This window comes from Micromonospora sp. DT15, assembly GCF_049841475.1.
GTDB lineage: Bacteria > Actinomycetota > Actinomycetes > Mycobacteriales > Micromonosporaceae > Micromonospora.
Map to the genome: position 1 here is coordinate 235,092 of NZ_JBNCKJ010000011.1, position 18,211 is coordinate 253,302.

Genomic DNA, 18,211 nt, shown 5'->3' on the forward strand with positions numbered 1-18,211 from the left:
TCTAGGTGCACTGTCGGGCCGGCCACAGGTGGGCAGCCTGCGGTCACGTGCCGACACCGAGCGTGCGGCGTCCCGCCCATTCCGCCTACCTGCCGGCGGCGCTCCTCACTCCACCCAGGAGCCTGCGCGCAGCACCCGCACCACGTTGAGGTCGTCGTCGAGCACCACCAGGTCGGCGCGGAGGCCCACCTGGAGGGACCCGACCCGGTCGCCCAGGCCGATGGCGCGCGCCGGGGTGGTGGCCACCATCCGTGCGGCGTCGGCGATCGGGATTCCGGCGTTCACGGCGTGCCGCAGCGCGGCGTCCATGGTCAGCGTGCTGCCGGCGATCGCGCCGTCGCGGGCGAGTCGGGCCACCCCGTCAGCGACGGTGACGGCCTGGCCGCCCAGCTCGTACTCGCCGTCGGGCATGCCGGCGGCGGCCATCGCGTCGGTGACCAGCGCGACGCGGTCCGGGCCGGCGGTCGCGGTGACGAAGGTCAGCATGCCGTCGTGCAGGTGGATCCCGTCGGCGACCAGCTCGCAGATCACTGTGGGCGCGTCGAGCAGGGCCACCACCGGCCCCGGCTCACGGTGGTGCACCGGCCGCATGCCGTTGAACAGGTGGGTGCCGACGCTCGCGCCGGCGGCGACCGCGGCGCGGGTCTGCTCGTACGTGGCGTCGGTGTGACCCACCGCCGCCACCACCCGCTGCGCGGTGAGCAGCTTGATCGCCTCCAGCGCGCCGTCGCGCTCCGGGGCGAGGGTGACCATCCGGATCGCACCCCGGCCCAGTTCGATCAGCTCGGCCAGCTCGTCGGTCGACGGGTCGCGGAGGTACTCCGGGTTCTGTGCGCCGCAGCGGGTGGCCGACAGGTACGGCCCCTCGAAGTGGACTCCCGCCAACACGCCCTCCTCGACCAACGGGGCGAACGCCTCGGTGGCCGTCCGCATCAGCGGAAAGGGCGAGCTGACCAGGCTGGCCAGCAGCGTGGTGGTGCCGTGGGCGAGGTGGAAGCCGGCCGCCGCGCGGGCCTCGTCGGCGTCACCGGTGGTGAAGGTGTGCCCGCCACCGCCGTGCGTGTGCATGTCGACGAAGCCGGGCACGATCCAGTGCCCGTCGCGCACCGACGGATACTCGGCCACCGCTGTGATCCGATCACCGTCCCACTCGACGCAGCCCTGTCGGACGACTCCGGTCGGGGTCACCACTCGGCCGTTCACCCGTACGGTCATCGCTTCTCCTGTTGGTCACGGACACCCACGGCGTCCAGGGCGAGCAGGGCGGCACCGAGGCAACCGGCCTCGTCGCCGAGGGCTGCCGCGACCAGTTGCGGCTCCCGGTGGAAGGTCATCCGTTCGTGCAGCGCCACCCGCAGCGGGGTCAGCAGCCGGTCCCCGGCCTGGGCCAGGCCGCCGCCGAGCACTATCGTCGCCACGTCGAACAGCGCCTGCCCGCTGGCGAGGCCATCGGCGAGCGCTTCGACCGCCTCCTGCCAGACCTGGCCGGCGAGCGGTTCGCCGGCCGCCGCCCGGTCGGCCACCTCGGCCGCGGTCACCGGGGCGTCGGCGGTGTCGCCGGCGAGTTCGGCGTAGCGGCGGCCGATCGCGGCGGCCGACGCGATCGCCTCCAGGCAGCCGGGGCGGCCGCAGCCGCAGCGCGGACCGTCGGGCCGGACCAGGATGTGGCCGATCTCCCCGGCGGCGCCGTGGGCCCCCACCGCGGCCGCGCCGTCGACGACGTGCGCGGCGGCGATGCCGGTGCCGATGGCCACGAACAGCACGTGCCCGGTGCCGCGTCCGGCGCCGAGTCGGGCCTCGGCGAGACCACCGGCACGCACGTCGTGGCCGAGCGCCGTCGGCAGACCGAGCCGCTGCACGCTCAGGTCCCGCAGGGGTACGTCCCGGAAGCCCACGTTCGCCGACCAGACCGCGACGCCGCGTGCCTCGTCCACCACCCCGGGCACGGCGATGCCCACCGCGATCGGGGTGAGCCCGTCGGCGCGGGCCTTGTCGGCCAGCCCACCGGCCACGTCCAGGATGGTGCCGACAACGGCGGCCGGGCCGCGTGCGGCGTCGGTGGGGTGCCGTTCGGTGCTCACCACGACGCCGTCCGGCCGGACCAGGGCGCATTTCATGCCGGTGCCGCCGACGTCCAGCGCAACGACCACGCGGTCGTCGCTCACGCCAACACCACGGACCGGGTCAGGTGGCGGGGCGCGTCCGGGTCGAGGCCCCGGCTGGTGGCCAGCGCGACCGCGAAGCGTTGGGCCAGGATCAGGTCGGCCATCGGGTCGACCGGGGTACGGCCGGCAGACCAACTGCCCAGCACCGTGCGCCAGCCGTGCGTCCGGCTGTGCACGAAGGCAGCGCCGGTGGCCGCCACATCCTCGGGCAGCCCGTCGGGCAGCTCACCGAACGCCCAGACCAGCCGGCCCGGCGCGGCGACCGAGATGGGACCGTGCCGGTAGTCCATCGCCGGGTACGCCTCGGCCCAGAAGGTGGCCGCCTCGCGGCACTTCAGCGCCGCCTCCTGGGCCAGCCCGACCGTCCATCCCCGACCGAGGAAGGTGACCTGCTCGATGGTGGCCGGGTCGATCGGCAGCGGTGATCGCACCGCCACCTCGGCGTCGGCGGCGAGCGCTGTCACCGGGTCGCCGAGCTGGGCCCGGAGCAGGGCCAGCGCGGTGGTCGCGAAGCGGGTCTGCACGACCGACCGTTCGTCGGCGAAGGGCAGGGCGACGGTGGCGGTGGCCAGCTCGACCGCTGGGGACGCGGGGTCGCCGACGATCACTGTGGTGGGTGTTTGTCCGCGCAGCGCGGCGAGCAGCTCCAGCACCTCGGTGGTGGTGCCGGAGCGGGTGATCGCGATCAGCCGGTCGTAGCGGCGGCCGGCGGGGAACTCGGACGCCTGGAACGCGTCGGTCTCGCCCTGGCCGGCCTGCTCGCGGCGGGCCGCGTACGCCATTGCCATGAACCACGACGTGCCGCAACCGACGACGGCGACCCGCTCCCCGGGGCGCGGCAGGTCACCCCGCACGACCTCGGCCAGCAGGGCCGCGTCCCGCCAGCAGTCGGGTTGGCTCGCGATCTCCGCGTCCACGTACGCCATGGGAAACTCCTCGCAGGGCCGATCGGTGCGCAATACGGCTCGTTAGACCCGCATTTCGCGCGTTATTCTGCGCGAACGCGGGTGACCATGGCAACCGGCCGGCCGATCGCGCAGGTCAGTCTTTTGCGCCAGCCTAGTTTCGCGCACTAGTGTGCACGCAATCAATCACCGTCCGTGCAGTTGCTGGGAGGGCCCCCGCGGTGGACCGGTACGCCAGATGGAACGCCCTGCTCGAAATGCTGACCGACAACGGCCGGGTCAGCGTCGAGGCGGCAGCCGAGCGGCTGGACGTCTCCCAGGCCACCATCCGGCGTGACTTCGACCAGCTCGCGCAGCAACAAATGATCACGAGGACCCGGGGCGGCGCGGTCGCCAACGGCGTGTCGTACGACCTGCCGCTGCGCTACAAGACGGCCAAGCACTCGGCCGAGAAGCAGCGGATCGGGGCTGCCGCCGCCGCGCTCGTCACGCCGGGCACCGTGGTCGGCCTGAACGGCGGCACCACCAGCACCGAGGTGGCGAGGGCGCTCGCCGTCCGACCGGATCTGAACACCAGCGCCGAGGGTGCCCAGCTCACCGTGGTGACGAACGCGCTGAACATCGCCAACGAGCTGCTGGTCCGGTCCCGGATGAAGGTCGTGGTGGCCGGCGGCGTGGTGCGGCCGAAGTCGTTCGAACTGGTCGGCCCGCTGGGCGGGGCGCTGCTGCGCGAGGTCACCCTGGACGTCGCCCTGCTCGGCGTGGACGCGATCGACCCGCAGCTCGGCGCCGCCGCCCACCACGAGGGGGAGGCGGCGATGAACAACCTGATGGTGGCCCGCGCCAAGCGCGTGGTGATCATCGCGGACTCGTCCAAGCTGGGCGGTCACGCCTTCGCCCGGATCTGCCCGGTCGAGCGGGTGGAGACGCTGGTGACCGACTCCGGTGCCGCCCCGGAGGTGGTGGACGCGTTCCGCGCTGCCGGCGTACAGGTCATCTGCGCCTGAGGGGTCACGCTCCGTCGATGAATTAGCCTGATCGGCGCGTCGATGCATACCGCGTATTGCGCGCTCCTGCATACCGCGTATGGTGTCGGCTGTCACGCCCACCCATCGGGGGAGGTGCAGCTTGCCAGCTGTCCTGGAGATCGAAGGTCTACGTAAGACGTACAAGAGTCGTCGACGCGGCACCCGCAACGCGCTCGACGGCTTCGACATGCGGGTCGACGCGGGGCAGGTGCACGGCTTCCTGGGTCCCAACGGGTCCGGCAAGACCACCACGCTGCGTACCCTGCTCGGCCTGATCCGACCCGACGGCGGCCGGATGGCGCTGCTCGGGCACGAGGTTCCCGACGCGCTGCCCGCGGTCGCCGGCCAGGTCGGCGCGATAGTGGAGAGCCCGCAGTTCTTCCCGCACTTCACGGCCCGGGACACGCTGTCCCTGCTCGCCGGTGCGGGCGAGGTGCCGGCCGTCCGCGTCGACGAGGTCCTGGAACTCGTCGGGCTGCGCGACCGGGCCGGCGAGCGGGTCAAGACGTACTCGTTGGGCATGAAGCAGCGGCTCGCCGTGGCCTCGGCCCTGCTGAAGAACCCGAAGCTGCTCATCCTCGACGAGCCGGCCAACGGCCTCGACCCGGGCGGCATCCGGGAGATGCGCACGCTGATGCGCACCCTCGCCGAGTCCGGAATGACAGTGGTGCTGTCCAGCCACATCCTCGGTGAGATCCAGCTGATCTGCGACTCGGTCACCATCATCTCGCTGGGCCGGCGGGTCGCGTTCGGTCCCGTCGACGAGGTGCTCGCGCAGCACTCGTCCGGTGCGGTCCGGATCCGGCTGGAGGCGGTCAGCGACCTGCCGGTGGCCACCGAGGCGCTGACCCAGGCGGGAATCCGGGTCACCGGTCACCCGGACCACCTGATGCTGACCGGCGTCGACAAGCCGGCTGCGGTGACGCGGCTGCTCGCCGAGAAGAACCTCTACGTCAGCGAGTTGGCGCCGATCGCCGTCGATCTGGAGAGCGTCTTCCTCGAACTGACCGCCACCGCGCCGGTACCCGGTCAGCACCGGCAGGTCGACGAGTCCACGAAGGTTGGCGGGACGGGTCAGCCCGGTCCCGCCGGGGGAGGGTGGGGCGCGTGAGCCTCTTTCGTACGGAGCTGCGCCGGCTCACCAAGCGGCGCTTCACCCGCTACTCGACGCTACTCGGCCTGCTGGTGCTGGTCGCGGTGGTGGTCGGGGTGTTCTTCACCAACCAGAAGATCGACGCCGCTCAGCTCGCCCGGGCCGAACGTCAGGCCGACCAGCAGTACCAGGAGCAGGTGCGCTGGAGCGAGCAGGAGCGCGCGGAGTGCGAGAAGGCCAAGACGGCCGGTACGTCGAGCGACCGCCCCTTCCCGGACGACTGCTCGGTGATCACCGCCCCGTCCCGGGACCAGATCCAGGCCGACTGGTTCCTGCCCTCGACGTTCGACTTCAAGAAGACGTTCGACGAGACGTTGATCCCGTTCGCGGCGATCCTCGCCCTGGTCGGGTTCGTCATCGGCGCGTCCTTCGTCGGGGCCGAGTGGAGCACCGGCGGCATGATGAACCTGCTGCTCTGGCGGCCGAAGCGGCTCACCGTACTGCTCACCAAGCTGGCTGCGCTGCTCACCGGCATCCTGGCGGTGACGCTCCCGGCCGCGGTGCTGTGGTTCGCCGGGTTCTGGGCGGTCGCCACGTTCCGGGGCAGCACCGAGAAGATGACCTCCGGGGTCTGGCAGTCGTTCCTGCTGACCGGTCTGCGCGGAGTGGCGCTGGTGCTGGTGCTCACCACCATCGGGTTCGCCCTCGCCTCGTTGGGGCGGCACACCGCGATGGCCCTCGGTGGAGTGGTGGCGGTGATGGTCGTCGGCCAGTTCGGTCTGGGCATCCTGCTGGGAATGGCGGGCGTGCGGTTCGCCGAGGCCTGGCTGCTGCCCACGTACATCCTGGCCTGGATGACGAAGACGGTCACGTTGCAGGACTGGAACTCCTGCAACGCGACCTACTACGGGGAGTGCAATCCGGCCACCATGGACATCACCTGGCAGCAGTCCTCGATTCTGCTCTCGGTCTCGGTGGTGGTGATCCTCGGGGCGGCGCTCTGGACGATGCGCCGCCGCGACATCACCTGACCGGACCGAAGTGACGCGGCGCGGCCGGCCCGGCCGTCGGGGTTCCCCGGCGGTACGGACCGGCCGCGCCGCCTGCTGCGTCCCTGGTCGCCGCTGACTAGGCTGAACGACATGTCCGCCGACACCTCCCCGGCCGCCCCCGAGCCGTCCACCGACGCTCGTCCGGGTGAGCCTGCGGGTGCTGCCGGGCCGACAGTCCCGAACCCCCGACCGGCGCCGTCCATCGAGACCGCCGACGCGCCCCCCGCCGCCGACGCGGCGCAGCCCGCCGATCCGGCGGCGGGGCTGACCGAGCGGGAGCGGGCCATCCTCGCCTTCGAGCAGCAGTGGTGGCGGCACGCCGGTGCCAAGGAGCAGGCCGTCCGGGACACCTTCGGAATCTCGTCGACCCGGTACTACCAGCTGCTCAACGGCCTGCTGGACAATCCGGCAGCCCTCGCTGCCGACCCGGTGCTGATCAGCCGCCTCCGCCGCCTGCGCTCCTCCCGAGCCCGCAACCGCCGCCGCTAACCCCCCTCACCCTCACCCCCCTGCCCGGCGATCTTGCACTTCCTGTCGTTGATTCGCGGCCTCTGGGGGCTTTGTCGGGACAGAAAGTGCAAGATCGCGGCGGTGGTCGGCGGGCCGGGCGGGCCTGTTGCGGTCGCATGGCGGGTGGCCCGGCGGGTACGCGGGAGGAGTTCCGGGGTCGCACGCGACCTCGGGCCCAGGAAGGGAGCGGGGTATGACGGCAACGATCCAGAGCGGCACGGGACAGCAGGGGGAGACGCATGCGGCCGTCGACGACCTTCGACAGCGTTGACCCGACCGGTGTGCCGGGGCCGGCGCCGGTGATGCGGGTACGTTCCGCGTCCGCTCCGGCCCCGGGCCGCCCGGTCAACGAGGACCTGGTCTTCCGGTTCGGCCCGCTGGTCGGTGTCCTGGACGGCGCGACGGTGCCGGACGGCTTCGAGACCGGCTGCGTGCACGGGCCCGAGTGGTACGTCCGGCACCTGGCGGCCCGGATCGGCGTCGCCGAGGCGGTGCGCCCGGCGGCCCGGCTGACGAGCAACCTGGCGGCGGCCATCCTCGCCGTACGCGCCGACCACGGCGGGCAGTGCGACCTCGACCACCCGGGCACCCCGTCCAGCACGGTCTGCCTCCTGCGGGACTGTGGCGACCAGGCGGACTACCTGGTGCTCTGCGACAGCCCGCTGGTCCTCGACGTCGGCGGGCAGGTCAGCGTGGTCACCGACAACAGGTTGGACGCGGCGATGGCGGAGCTGCGGGAGACAGTGGCCGTGGTGCCGGGCGGTGCGGCGGACCCGGTCACCCGGTTCCGGCACGCCGTGAGCGTCCAGCGGGAGCGGATGAACCGCACCCACGGCTACTGGGTGGCGGCCTCCGACCCGGACGCTGCCTTCCACGCTGTCACCGGGACCGCGCCCCGGCACGGTCCCGGGGCGCTACAGCGGGCGGCGCTGCTCAGTGATGGCGCGTCCAGTGCGGTGGAGCAGTTCGCGCTGACCGACTGGGCCGGTCTGCTCGACCTGCTGAGCGCCGACGGTCCGGGGGCGTTGATCGACCGGGTGCGCAACGCCGAGCGCGACCACCCCGACCGACTGCGCCGACACAAGTCCAGCGACGACGCCTCGGTGGTGTTCTGCGAGTTCGGGTAGGCGTTTGGGCGTGTGACACCCGGTCGGGTGACAACAGAGCGTGATGTGGAACACCGAGGCCGCCCGACCGGCCGGTACCGCTGTCCGGACCGCCAGTGGATGGCCAATGGGGTGGACTTCAGCCGATGAGGGCGGCAGACTGCGGCACGTGGCGGGTGCGGTCCGGCTGGAGCCGGTGGACGAGAGCAACCTGGAGCCGTTGCTCTCCGTAGCGGCTGCGGAGGCGGAGCCGGGTGACGTGATGCCCCCGGTCGAGGCACCCGCGGGCTGGTCGCTCGCCCGTCGCGAGGCGTTCCGCGAATTCCACCGGGCTAGCTTCGGCGGGCTGGACGGCCCGACCGGTTCGCAGATGTACGCCATCCTCGTCGGCGGCGAGGTGATGGGCATGGTGCGGATGACGCGCTGTGACGAGCCCGGCACTGTGGAGACCGGGATGTGGCTCGGGCGCTCGGCGCGGGGGCAGGGGATCGGCGCGGCCGCCCTGCGGGAGCTGCTGAACTCCGCCGCGCGGGCTGGTATGCGGGTTGTCATGGCAGAGGCGAGCAGGGACAACATCGGCGCAATCGCCGTACTCGAAAAATGCGGTGCGAAACTGCGCGAAGACGGTGACACGGTGCACGCCGAAATCTGCCTCGATTCGACGCCGCCAGCCCTCTGAGCTGGCCGTCGGGCCGGCGACGACCACAACGGGTCGCCGCCGACCGCCTCGGTCAGGCCGGCAGCCGAACGATGTCGTAGTCGGTGCTGGGCGTGGACTCCACGTCGAACCGGCCGTTCACCACGTACAACGCCGAGCCGAGCAGGTCGCCGGTGGCCGGCGAACGCAGCTGCGGGCCGGTGATCTCCCGCTGCACCACTCCGGCGGTGTAGCCGGCGTTCAGCCGGACCACCGCGACGACGTTCGTCAGGTTCCGGATCACGTGGAGGGTGCGTCCGCGCAGGACCAGCCCGTCGGCCCGGTCCACCGAGTAGCCGCCCAGGTCGAACAGGCGACTGCCGCCGGTACGCGGGTCGACGCGCACGAGCTGACCGGTGAGCATCTGCGCGACCAGCAGATCACCGTCCGGCAGCGCCACGATCCCGTTGTTGAACGCGTCCGGCGTCGCCCCCGGTCCGGTGAGTGGCAGCACCCGGAACGCGTCGGAGGCCGGCAGACGACCACCCGGGCCCAGCGGCACCACGTACAGCACCGGCCGGGCGGAGTCGGTGAACCAGATCGCCCGCTTGGTGATCACCAGGTCGTTGACCAGGGTGTTCGGGTCGGTGGTGAACTGGTAGTGGGCCAGCCGCGCACCGGTGCCCGGGTCGTACACGCTGGCCCCGCCGCCGGAGAAGTCGGCCGTCCAGAGCCGGCCCTGCCTGTCGAGTTTCATGCCCGCCTTGGCGGTTCCCGGTGTGCCGGGGATCAGCACGGAGCCGTGTCCGGTGCGTAAGTCACCCCGCCACACCGCACCGTCCAGGACGGAGCCCACGTACACGGTGGTGCCCCGACCGATCGTCAGTCCTTCCGGGGTGAACCCGTTCGGCAGCGCGATCCGGGCCGGGAACGGCTTCGCCGGACTGGCCGCCGCCGGTGCGCCGACCGAGACCAGGGTCGCCGCCGCCAGGAGGGGTACGAGGAGAAGAGAGAGCCGCTTGCGCACGGAACACCACCTGACGTCGCAGTGGACTAATCCACTGAGGAATGTGACGTACTAGGAACGTCCCTTACGCTGCAAAAGGTTGTGCCGGCCTGATCACTCCCGGTTGGCGGCGTAGTCGGCGAGCCACTTGACCTGGACCGGGTCCAGCGATGGTCGTACGCGGGCCCGCGCGGTCGACACGTGCTCGGCGGTGACCGTGGCGGCGGCGAGCGACTCCCGCATCGCGGCGAGCGCCGCCTCGCGGATCAGCGCCGCGCAGTCCGCGGCGGAGAAGCCGGTCAGCTCGTCGCCGAGAGCCGGCAGGTCGACGTCCGGTGCCAGCGGCACCTGCCGGGACGCGGCCCGCAGGATCTCCGCGCGGGCGGGCCCGTCCGGCGGTGGCACGTAGACCAGCCGCTCCAACCGGCCCGGCCGCAGCAGCGCCGGGTCGACCAGGTCCGGCCGGTTCGTCGCACCGACCACCACCACGTTGCGCAGTGTCTCCACCCCGTCCAACTCGGTGAGCAGGGCGGCGACCACCCGGTCCGTGGTGCCCCCGTCGGTGGCCTGGCCACGTACCGGGGCCAGCGCGTCCACCTCGTCCAGGAAGATCAGCGTGGGGGCCGCCTCCCGGGCCCGACGGAACAGTTCGCGGACCGCGCGTTCGCTCTCACCGACCCACTTGGAGAGCAGTTCGGCCCCCTTGACCGACAGCACGTTGGCCCGCCCCGACCCGGCCAGCGCGGTGACCAGGTAGGTCTTGCCGCAGCCCGGTGGCCCGTAGAGCAGCACACCGCGAGGCGGCTGCACGCCGAGCCGGGCGAAGGTGTCCGGGTAGGTCAGCGGCCACAGCACCGATTCGGTCAGCGTCTGCTTGACCTCGTCCAGGCCACCCACGTCGTCCAGGGTCACCGAGGCCAGATCCAGCGTGGATGCCGCCATCGTGGTGGGCCGGACCACCTCCCGGGCGGCGGTGAAATCGGCCATCGACACCGTCGGCGTCTCGGCGGACTTCTGCCGCAGCGCCGCGCGTACCCCGGCCTCCCGGACCAGCGCGGCCAGGTCCGCCGCGACGAAGCCGGGGGTACGCGCTGCCACCTCGTCCAGCCGGACGTCGTCGGCCAGCGGCACCTGCCGGGTCAGCACGGTGAGCTGTTCGCGGCGCAGTGCCTGATCCGGGAGCGGGACGCTGATCCGCAGCGACAGCAGGTCGGGCGCGCGCAGTGCGGGGTCGACCGCCTCCGGTCGGCCGGTGGTGCAGACCACCGCCACGCCGGCGCGGATGCTCTCCGCGAGCACCTGCCGGAACACCGTCGCCACCGGACCCGGATCGTCGGCCGGCGCGAGCGCCTCGACGTCGGTGACCAGCAGTACCGCGGGCCCTTCGGCCCGGGCCGCCGATGCCGCGACGCGCAACCGCTCCGCGGCGGCCTGGCTGGCCAAGGCGGCCACCTCCGGCGCCCAGAGCGGGTGGACGCGGGCACCGACCCGGGCGGCCACGGCCCGGACCAGCGCCGACTTCCCGGAGCCCGCCGGACCGACGAGCAACACCCCCAACGAGATGGTGGTGCCGAGCCGACCCAGCACCTCCCGGTGGTGGAAGCCGAGGTCCAGCAGCTCGGTCAGCTCCTCGGCCTGGGCCCGCAGCCCGGGCAGCTCGTCCACGTCGGGCGCGTCGTCCGCCGCAACGGCGTCGGCGCTCGCAACCGGCCGGGCCGACGCGGCGCCGGCCGGGGGAGGTCCGCCGTGGGTCGTCGCACCGTGCTCCCACGCGACCGCTGTGCCCATGGTGACCAGCGCGCCGGCCGCCGGCTCGACCTCGACCACGCTGAGCAGCGTGCTGGTCCAGGCGAAACCGACGGTGTTGGCGAGGCTGCGTCGCGCCGCCTCGACCAGGCTGCGGACCGAGGCGTCCGGCAGCACGTCCTGCGGCAGCAGCGACACGTCGTCCCCGGCGGTGAGCACCTTGCCCAGCAGGGCGAGCCGGAGCATCTCCGGGCTGACCGCCGCGACGACCCCCACCGGCCCGGCCAGGACGACCCGGCTCGCCGGGACCAACGGCACCGGGCTCACCCGCACCTGACCCCCGTCGCGCAGACCCAGGTTGCCCAACGTCAGGTCGTCGGCGTACAGCAGGGCGCTGCTCGCGCCCGGCCCGGCCGCCGCCGCGATCCCGGCGGTCTCCCGGCGGCCGACAAGGCGGACCGGGTCGCCGGGGCGCAGCCCCAGTGCTGTCAGTGCCTCCGGGTGCAGGCGCACGATGCCCCGTCGGGCGTCCAGCGCCGCCGGCCGCAGGCTCGCCGTCAAGGTCAGGTCGGGTTGCGCCACTGCCCGACCGTAGCCGCCGGCAGCCAGCCCCGCCGGTCAGCGCCGCGGATCCAGCTCGTCCAGCAGTGTCGGGTCGCTTCGGATCAGCTCGGCCAACCGGGCCGCCGGGTCCGGCGTCAACCCGTCCGGACCGGGCGCCCAGGCGGGCACCGTCCGGCCGGAGAGCGGCCAGACCGGCGGGGGTTCCACTGGACTCGGCGGGGGAACCGGTCCGACAGTGACGGCAGGGCCGTCCCAGGAGACCCGCATCGGGTACGTCCGACCGGCGTGCTCCACCTGCACCGTCACCGCCAGCCCGGGGTAGGCCCCGACGACCTGGCGGACCGCCTCGGCCACCTCCTCGACAGGCCCCCATCCGGCCACCTCGCTCGGCGTCTCCACCCCCGCGTGCCGGCCCGACCGGGCGTGGCGGGTGTCGCCGCCGAGGCCGGGCGGGCCCGACGGTGCGGTGGTGTCGTCACGGTCGGCGGCCCGACGGCGCGACGCCTCCTCACGTCGGGCCAGCCGGGCCAGCGTCTCGTCCAGGTCGCCCCTCATCAGATCACCTCTTCCCGCCACGGCCGGAGCTGGTCGGCTCAGGCCCTCCTGTCCCGGGTGGCGCGGTCCAGCGCGCGGTCCAGGACGACCAGTAGTGCGTCCCGCACCGAGAGCCGGTCGCGGGCATCGAACTGCACCAGGGGCACATGGTCACCGATGGCCAGCGCCCAACGGATCTCGCCGAGCTCCAGGGCCAGTCGCCCGTCGAAGGCATTGACCCCGACGACGAACGGCAGACCGGCCCGCTCGAAGAAGTCGATGGCCGGGAAGCAGTCGTCCAGCCGGGCGCTGTCCACCACCACCAGCGCGCCGAGCGCTCCCCGGGCCAGGTCGTCCCACATGAAGCCGAACCGGGTCTGCCCCGGCGTGCCGAACAGGTAGAGCTTCAGACTGCGGTCGATCGTCACGCAGCCGAAATCCATCGCCACAGTGGTGGTGGTCTTGGTGGACCGGGTACCCGGGTCGTCCACCCCGATCCCGGCGGTGGTCATCTCGGCCTCGGTGGTCAGGGGCGCGATCTCGGAGATGGCACCCACCGTGGTGGTCTTGCCCACCCCGAACCCGCCGGCGACCAGGATCTTGACCGGGATCGGCGGTGCGGCCGGCTTACCTGTCGAAGGGCTGGACCCCGCCCCGGACGGGGGCCGGTACGGAGGAGGTGCGGTCGGCGGTGGGCCGGCCCGCCCGACTATCGGCCCGGTGCCCGGGGACATGCCGTAACGGGCGGTGGCGCTGTTCGCGGCGACCCCGCCGAGCGGGGCGACCGGCCATTCAGGAGATCGCACGGAGTCCATCAATCACTCGCAGGATGAGATCGGGGTCGACAGCGTCGTCGGTGTCGGTCACGTGCACGTCCAGGTGCCCGGCGGCGCGTAGATCGCCGACCAGGACCCGCGTCACGCCGAAGTGCAGTCGGGCGCGGGCCGAGATCTCGGCCACCGAGATCGGCTCGGCGCAGAGCGCGATGATGGTCTGAAGTTCCGGTGCCAGCAGCGCGCCCGGTGGGCCGGCCCACCAGCCGCTGTCCATGCGGGCGGTCACCTGGGTCTCCAACCCGATCGCCGGGTCGGCACCCGCGACCCGCCCGGAGGTGAGCACGAACGGACGGGGACCGCTCGGCTGGTCCGCGTCCGGCTCCGGCTCGGGCAGCGCCGGTGTCGCCGCCGCGCCCACCCCGGTCGGGGGTGACGTGCGCAGGTACGGCCGGATCCGAACTCTCGGGTCCGGATCCGGATCCTCACCGGCGACGTCGGGGGTCACTGCTGAACGGCGTTCTTCAACTCGACGATCAGTCGCGGGGTCAGGGCGCCACCGGCCCGCCCGGCGAAGAGCGTCATCTCGTACGCGACGGTGCCCAGGTTCGCCGAACGGTCGGCGACCACCCCGAGCACGGAACCGCTGCTGATCGCGCTGATCAGCAGGTAGCCGTCGGCCATGTCGACGATCACCCGGTTCAGGCCGCCGAGGGCGTACCAACTGGCGGCCCCACCGGCGAGGCTGGTCATCCCGGACACGACGGCGGCCAACCGCTCCGCGTTGGACCGATCCTTGATCGCCGACATGGCCATCAGCAGGCCGTCCGAGGAGACCGCGATCGCCTCCAGGACCCCGGCGGTGCTGGAGGTGAAGGAGTCCAGCAACCAGTTGAACGTACGGGCCTCCGGGCTGAGGTCCCCAGTGGCGCTGGGCTGACTCTGTTCGACGTTGTCGTGCAGGAAGGGGCTGGTCACCGTGATGATCCTTCTTCGTTCCGGTGGTCGGGGCTGACTTCGCGGAGAGCGCGGGCGACGCCCGCCTCGAACTCGCTGATGAGGTCGCGGACCTCGGCCGGGTCACCGAGGTCGGTGCTGGGCGGCTGGCAGACCGGGATGGCCGTGAGGTTCGCTCCCGGCACCCGTCGGCTCAACAGGGGCCGCTCCGGTGCGGCATCGGTCGAGCCACCACCACGCGGCACCGTGGGGCCGGCGCCTCCCGGGGTGCTGGGCAGGTCGACGGTCGGGCCCAAGTCCACCACGGCCGCCCCGGTGCCGGCCGACGGGTCGCCGGCCGTCCGCGTCGACGCGCGGTCGAGGCCCGGTGCCACGTGCAGTTCGGCGCGGCGTACACCGGCTTGGAAGGCCTCGACCAGCGCGCGGACGGCGGCGGGGTCCGCGCTGGTGGCGTCCACCGGCCGGGTCGCCGGAGCGGTGACGTGCAGCGTGGCGCCGGGCACCCGCTGCCGCACCCGTGGCCCGCCCGGCTTGCTCACCGGCTCCGGGTCCGGGGGTTCCGGGGCGGCCTGCTCCGGTTGGCCCCGACCGAACGCGTTCCAGGACGGGCCGGCGTCCAGGCTGAGGGTGGCCCGGCTCAGCAGGTCCGAGTCGAAGCGGGCCGGCGCGGCGATGGCCACCGCGCTGGGCCGTGCTTCGTGCTCGGGGTTGGGCGTCGCCGTCGTACGCCGGTCCCGGTTCGGCACCACGGCGCGGGCCACAGTGGCTCCGGCGCGGTCGGCGCGGCGCAGCACCAGCGACGTCGACGGGATCTCCAGCTGTGCTGTCACGCCTCCGCCGCCGGTGGCGGCCAGGGCGACCTGCCAGCCGTGCCGACGGGCCAACCGGCCCACGACGAAGAGGCCGAGCACCTCGGTCGGGGCCAGGTCGAGACGTTCCCGGCGGGTCAACCGGGCGTTCTCCTCAGCCAGGCGTTGCTCGCTCATGCCGATGCCGTGGTCCACCACTGTGAGACGTACGCCGAGGCCGGACGTCTCGGCGGCCACCAGCACCCGGGTGTGCGGCGGGGAGAAGACGGTGGCGTTTTCCATCAGCTCGGCCAGCGTCAGGACGAGGTCACCGACCACCGCCGGCGCGGCCGAGACGCCCGCCGGGACCTGCACCTCCACCCGGGTGTAGTCCTCGATCTCACCGAGCGCCAACCGGACCACGTCGGCCAGCGGCACCGGCGCGGTGTGCGCGTCGGCCCCGGCCGAGCCGGAGAGCACCACGAGGCTGCCGGCGTTTCGCCGCAACCGGCTGGAGATGTGGTCGAGTCGGTACAGGTGCTCCAGGCGGCCCGGGTCGGCCTCCTGCTCCTCCAGCCGGTCGATCAGCGCGATCTGCCGACCCACCAGGTTCTGGGTACGCCGTCCGACGTGGCCGAACATCTGCGCCACGTTGCGGCGGCCGGCGACCTGCCGCTCGACCAGCTGCGCCGCGGTGTTCTGCACCCGGTCGAAGGCCCGCGCCAGGTCGCCGATCTCGTCGTTGGCGCGGATGTCCACCGGCTCCAGCCGGACCGCCTGGTGTCTCTCCACCTCGTCGTCGGTGACCCGGACCAGTTCCGCCTCGGCGACCCGGGCGACCCGTTCGGCCGAGCGGGTGAGTCGGGTCAGTGGTCGGGCCACCGTCCGCGCCACCGCCACGCTGAGCAGTACCACCAGCGTCAGGATCAACGCCGCCGCGGCACCGACCAGGTACGCGGCGGTCAGCGCGCGCCGCTGCTCGGCCGTCACCTCGGCGAGCACGTCGGCGATCAGCTTCTTCTCGACGAACTGACCGAGCCGGATCATCGTGCGGACGGCCGGGAAGAGCGCCTCAATCGGCACGGGGCGGACAGCGGCGGCCGGATCCCGGGCGCTCCTGACCAGGAAGTCGGGGCTGGTACGCGCGGCCACGGCGGCGTCGTTGAGCTGGGCGACCTTGAGCTGCTCGGGCGTGATCAGGCTGCGGAAGCGCGAGTTGTCGACCATGAGCGCGGCGATGCACGCCACGTACCCGGCAGTGGTGTCCGGGGTGCCGATCGCCTTGACCAACAGGCTCAAGGTGGCGCAGCTGCCCAGGCCCTCGTCGGAGCGGAGCAGCCCGTCGAGGGCGAGTACCTGACGGCCCGGCAACGTGTCGGTGTCCACCCCGACCACCAGCCGCAGCGACTCGATGATCCCCTTGTTGACCGGGCCGAACGCGTCCATCACCTGCATCGGCTTGGCGGCCCCGGCCAGGACGGCGGTGCGCAGCTCGACGAGGCGGGACACGCCGTCGAGGGCGCGGTCGACCTGCTCGGTCAGCGCGTCGCTCCGCGCCGCCCGCAGGTCGGCCACCCGGTCGTCCACGTCCGCGGACTTACGGACCAGCTCACCGCGCTCGACCCGGCCGAGCAGGAAGCCGACGGAGAGGATGCGTTCCTGCTGGAGGTCCTGGACCAGGCTGCCGACCCGGCTGGCGAGCCGGACCCGTTCGGCGGTGTCGCCGGCCCGCTGTGCCGCGGCGACCCGGTCGAGCATCACCGGCACGGCCAGACCGACCATGCTGAGCAGCGGAATCACCACGAGCAGCGCGAGCTTGCCGCGGATCCGGAGCCTACCGAGCAGCATCGAACGCCCCCCACTGTGCGGTCTCCGGGTCACGGGTCGCGCCGACCGGTTGCAGCGCACGCGCCTCGTCGGCCGGCGGTTGCCACAGGTCGCGCTGGGGCGGGGCGTCGGGGCTCTCCGCGTGGGTCGCGGCCAGGGCGGCCCGCCGTTGTGCCCGGCGACCGGCGGCGACCAGCAACGCGGCGAGCCAGCCCAGCAGCAGGACGGCGACGACACCCGCCCCGGCGGTCAGCCAGCGGTCCCGGTCGAGCCGATCGATTCGCTCGGCCAGCAGGGAGTCCAGTTCGGTGAGGATGACCGGCTGAAGCTGGCGGGCGGAGCGGTGCGAGCTGAGCGCGGCGGCACTCAACTGGCCCGGGTCGACCACGCCGGTGTCCTTGGCGGGCAGGCTGTACCCGGCGAGCGCCTCCACCGAACGCTGGTAGGTGTCCAGTGGGGTCAGCACGTTGGCACCGAGGTCGGTGCTCTCCGAACCGTCCACTGCCGAGCGCAGGTTGTCGACGAGGTCCGCGGCGGGGGTCAGGGCGGACACCCGCAGGCCGGTCAGCTCCAGCAGGCCGCGCGGTTGCTCGGCGGCGGGCCGGCGGGCGACAAGCGTGGACAGGTCGGCCAGCCGACCGGCGCCGATCACCGCCTCGGGAAGCTCCTGGCCGGCGCTGTCCTGAAGGAAGAACGAGTCGGCCTCGGGGTCACGGACCAGCCCGGAACTCTCCCGGACCTTCCGGTGCAGGGCCAGCAGCAGGTCGGAGACCTCGCCGTACGCGGTGTAGGCGGCCTCGGGGTCGGTGGCGCTGCGGCCGCGCAGCGCCTCCAGCTTGGCCCGCACGCCGGCCCAGCGTTCCTGGCTGAGCAGCTCCTTGCCGATACGGGCGTCCACCGCGGCGACCTTCTCGACGGCCTCGTTCAACGCCTCCCCGGCGACGGGGCGACCGTTCACCGCGTTGGACTGTGCCTCCACGAGGGCGTCGGTGACCGCCGCCAGCGCGGTGAGGTACTGCACGCCGAGCCGTTCCCGGGCGGCGAGGTCCCGGTGGTCGGTGATCTGCCGCCAGTTCGACGTGACGAGCAGGCCCAGCGGTGCCAGCAGCGCTCCGATGAGCAGCAGGGGCAGCAGCCGGCCCAGCGTGGACGGCCGTCGACGGGCCCGCGGCGCGGGGACTGTCATGTGTGTCTCCTCCGGCGTGGGGCGCTGATCGGCGCGGCGTCGGGCTGGCCGACAAGTCCCGTGCACCGGACCGGAAAACTAATCGAACCGCCGCCGGGTCAGACCTCACTCGGGGAGTCAGGTTCGCGTCACTTCGAGTCATGTCACCATTTGTCCGCGTTACCGCCACGCTCCGTGTCCGCTGTGGGTGTGACATGGAGGGATCGAGGTGGATATCTGCGGAAGATCGGAATTCACGGGATCCGAACTCAACTCACTGTGCCGCGTCGGACGGTGCGCGCTCGCACCCCATCGGGCACCGATCGGGGCAACCGGACGGACGTACGGCGGATCT

The 18,211-nt window shown here is 72.9% G+C and carries 17 protein-coding genes; 6 read left to right on the forward strand and 11 right to left on the reverse strand.

All coding sequences use genetic code 11. The features are described from left to right. Nucleotides 1-105: 105 nt before the first annotated feature. Genes nagA through ACLQ3F_RS24285 form a run of 3 tightly spaced genes read right to left on the reverse strand, consistent with a single transcriptional unit; the run spans nt 106 to nt 3,091 of the window. Complete coding sequence (gene nagA, locus ACLQ3F_RS24275; RefSeq protein ID WP_425851576.1) at nt 106-1,215, reverse strand: N-acetylglucosamine-6-phosphate deacetylase; 1,110 nt, start codon at nt 1,213-1,215, stop codon at nt 106-108. Next, the gene (locus ACLQ3F_RS24280; protein ID WP_357257271.1) at nt 1,212-2,165 is read right to left on the reverse strand and encodes an ROK family protein; all 954 of its coding nucleotides are present in this window, start codon (nt 2,163-2,165) and stop codon (nt 1,212-1,214) included. The genes nagA and ACLQ3F_RS24280 overlap by 4 nt, the downstream gene beginning before the upstream one ends. Beyond that, a complete protein-coding gene (locus ACLQ3F_RS24285; protein ID WP_425851578.1) occupies nt 2,162-3,091 on the reverse strand; it encodes an SIS domain-containing protein in 930 nt (309 codons plus the stop codon). The genes ACLQ3F_RS24280 and ACLQ3F_RS24285 overlap by 4 nt, the downstream gene beginning before the upstream one ends. Before the next feature lie 200 nt (nt 3,092-3,291). Between ACLQ3F_RS24285 and ACLQ3F_RS24290 the strand changes: the two genes are divergently transcribed. The 6 genes from ACLQ3F_RS24290 (at nt 3,292) to ACLQ3F_RS24315 (ending at nt 8,538) form a co-directional block, all read left to right on the forward strand. Then, complete coding sequence (locus ACLQ3F_RS24290; protein ID WP_091403015.1) at nt 3,292-4,077, forward strand: DeoR/GlpR family DNA-binding transcription regulator; 786 nt, start codon at nt 3,292-3,294, stop codon at nt 4,075-4,077. A 121-nt stretch (nt 4,078-4,198) separates the two neighbouring features. Continuing rightward, on the forward strand, nt 4,199-5,209 hold the full coding sequence (locus ACLQ3F_RS24295; protein ID WP_355005877.1) for an ABC transporter ATP-binding protein: 1,011 nt from the start codon (nt 4,199-4,201) through the stop codon (nt 5,207-5,209). Further along, nucleotides 5,206-6,222 carry an ABC transporter permease subunit gene (locus tag ACLQ3F_RS24300; protein WP_425851580.1) on the forward strand — a complete coding sequence of 339 codons (1,017 nt, stop codon included), beginning with the start codon at nt 5,206-5,208 and terminating at the stop codon, nt 6,220-6,222. Before ACLQ3F_RS24295 ends, ACLQ3F_RS24300 begins: the two co-directional genes overlap by 4 nt. A 111-nt stretch (nt 6,223-6,333) precedes the next feature. Next, complete coding sequence (locus tag ACLQ3F_RS24305) at nt 6,334-6,732, forward strand: DUF3263 domain-containing protein (protein ID WP_357193943.1); 399 nt, start codon at nt 6,334-6,336, stop codon at nt 6,730-6,732. 260 nt (nt 6,733-6,992) lie between these two features. Next, nucleotides 6,993-7,880, forward strand: coding sequence for a hypothetical protein (locus tag ACLQ3F_RS24310; RefSeq protein ID WP_425851583.1), 888 nt, complete (start codon nt 6,993-6,995; stop codon nt 7,878-7,880). A 148-nt stretch (nt 7,881-8,028) separates the two neighbouring features. Further along, the gene (locus tag ACLQ3F_RS24315) at nt 8,029-8,538 is read left to right on the forward strand and encodes a GNAT family N-acetyltransferase (RefSeq protein ID WP_425851585.1); all 510 of its coding nucleotides are present in this window, start codon (nt 8,029-8,031) and stop codon (nt 8,536-8,538) included. Nucleotides 8,539-8,590: 52 nt separating this feature from the next. On the opposite strand, the gene ACLQ3F_RS24320 is transcribed toward ACLQ3F_RS24315, so the two are convergent. The 8 genes from ACLQ3F_RS24320 to ACLQ3F_RS24355 form a co-directional block, all read right to left on the reverse strand. After that, nucleotides 8,591-9,523 carry a superoxide dismutase gene (locus tag ACLQ3F_RS24320; protein ID WP_425851587.1) on the reverse strand — a complete coding sequence of 311 codons (933 nt, stop codon included), beginning with the start codon at nt 9,521-9,523 and terminating at the stop codon, nt 8,591-8,593. 93 nt (nt 9,524-9,616) lie between these two features. Then, nucleotides 9,617-11,830 (reverse strand): AAA family ATPase, encoded by a 2,214-nt coding sequence (locus ACLQ3F_RS24325; RefSeq protein WP_425851589.1) that lies wholly within the window; start codon nt 11,828-11,830, stop codon nt 9,617-9,619. Nucleotides 11,831-11,866: 36 nt separating this feature from the next. Next, on the reverse strand, nt 11,867-12,367 hold the full coding sequence (locus ACLQ3F_RS24330; RefSeq protein WP_425851590.1) for a hypothetical protein: 501 nt from the start codon (nt 12,365-12,367) through the stop codon (nt 11,867-11,869). Nucleotides 12,368-12,405: 38 nt separating this feature from the next. Next, nucleotides 12,406-13,161 carry a GTP-binding protein gene (locus ACLQ3F_RS24335; protein WP_425851592.1) on the reverse strand — a complete coding sequence of 252 codons (756 nt, stop codon included), beginning with the start codon at nt 13,159-13,161 and terminating at the stop codon, nt 12,406-12,408. Continuing rightward, nucleotides 13,139-13,627, reverse strand: a complete 489-nt coding sequence (locus ACLQ3F_RS24340) for a DUF742 domain-containing protein (protein ID WP_355005865.1) — start codon at nt 13,625-13,627, stop codon at nt 13,139-13,141. The genes ACLQ3F_RS24335 and ACLQ3F_RS24340 overlap by 23 nt, the downstream gene beginning before the upstream one ends. Next, nucleotides 13,624-14,097: a roadblock/LC7 domain-containing protein gene (locus ACLQ3F_RS24345; RefSeq protein WP_357257300.1), complete on the reverse strand. Its 474-nt coding sequence runs from the start codon at nt 14,095-14,097 to the stop codon at nt 13,624-13,626. The genes ACLQ3F_RS24340 and ACLQ3F_RS24345 overlap by 4 nt, the downstream gene beginning before the upstream one ends. Further along, a complete protein-coding gene (locus ACLQ3F_RS24350; protein ID WP_425851594.1) occupies nt 14,094-16,712 on the reverse strand; it encodes a nitrate- and nitrite sensing domain-containing protein in 2,619 nt (872 codons plus the stop codon). Before ACLQ3F_RS24350 ends, ACLQ3F_RS24345 begins: the two co-directional genes overlap by 4 nt. Then, nucleotides 16,699-17,877 carry a hypothetical protein gene (locus ACLQ3F_RS24355; protein WP_425851596.1) on the reverse strand — a complete coding sequence of 393 codons (1,179 nt, stop codon included), beginning with the start codon at nt 17,875-17,877 and terminating at the stop codon, nt 16,699-16,701. The genes ACLQ3F_RS24350 and ACLQ3F_RS24355 overlap by 14 nt, the downstream gene beginning before the upstream one ends. Nucleotides 17,878-18,211: the final 334 nt, after the last annotated feature.

Coding starts and splice junctions, on each gene's coding strand:
- ACLQ3F_RS24355 (WP_425851596.1), bottom strand. CDS start 17,877: ATGACAGTCCCCGCGCCGCGGGCCCGTCGACGGCCGTCCACGCTGGGC.
- ACLQ3F_RS24350 (WP_425851594.1), bottom strand. CDS start 16,712: ATGCTGCTCGGTAGGCTCCGGATCCGCGGCAAGCTCGCGCTGCTCGTG.
- nagA (WP_425851576.1), bottom strand. CDS start 1,215: ATGACCGTACGGGTGAACGGCCGAGTGGTGACCCCGACCGGAGTCGTC.
- ACLQ3F_RS24335 (WP_425851592.1), bottom strand. CDS start 13,161: ATGGACTCCGTGCGATCTCCTGAATGGCCGGTCGCCCCGCTCGGCGGG.
- ACLQ3F_RS24330 (WP_425851590.1), bottom strand. CDS start 12,367: ATGAGGGGCGACCTGGACGAGACGCTGGCCCGGCTGGCCCGACGTGAG.
- ACLQ3F_RS24305 (WP_357193943.1), top strand. CDS start 6,334: ATGTCCGCCGACACCTCCCCGGCCGCCCCCGAGCCGTCCACCGACGCT.
- ACLQ3F_RS24310 (WP_425851583.1), top strand. CDS start 6,993: ATGCGGCCGTCGACGACCTTCGACAGCGTTGACCCGACCGGTGTGCCG.
- ACLQ3F_RS24285 (WP_425851578.1), bottom strand. CDS start 3,091: ATGGCGTACGTGGACGCGGAGATCGCGAGCCAACCCGACTGCTGGCGG.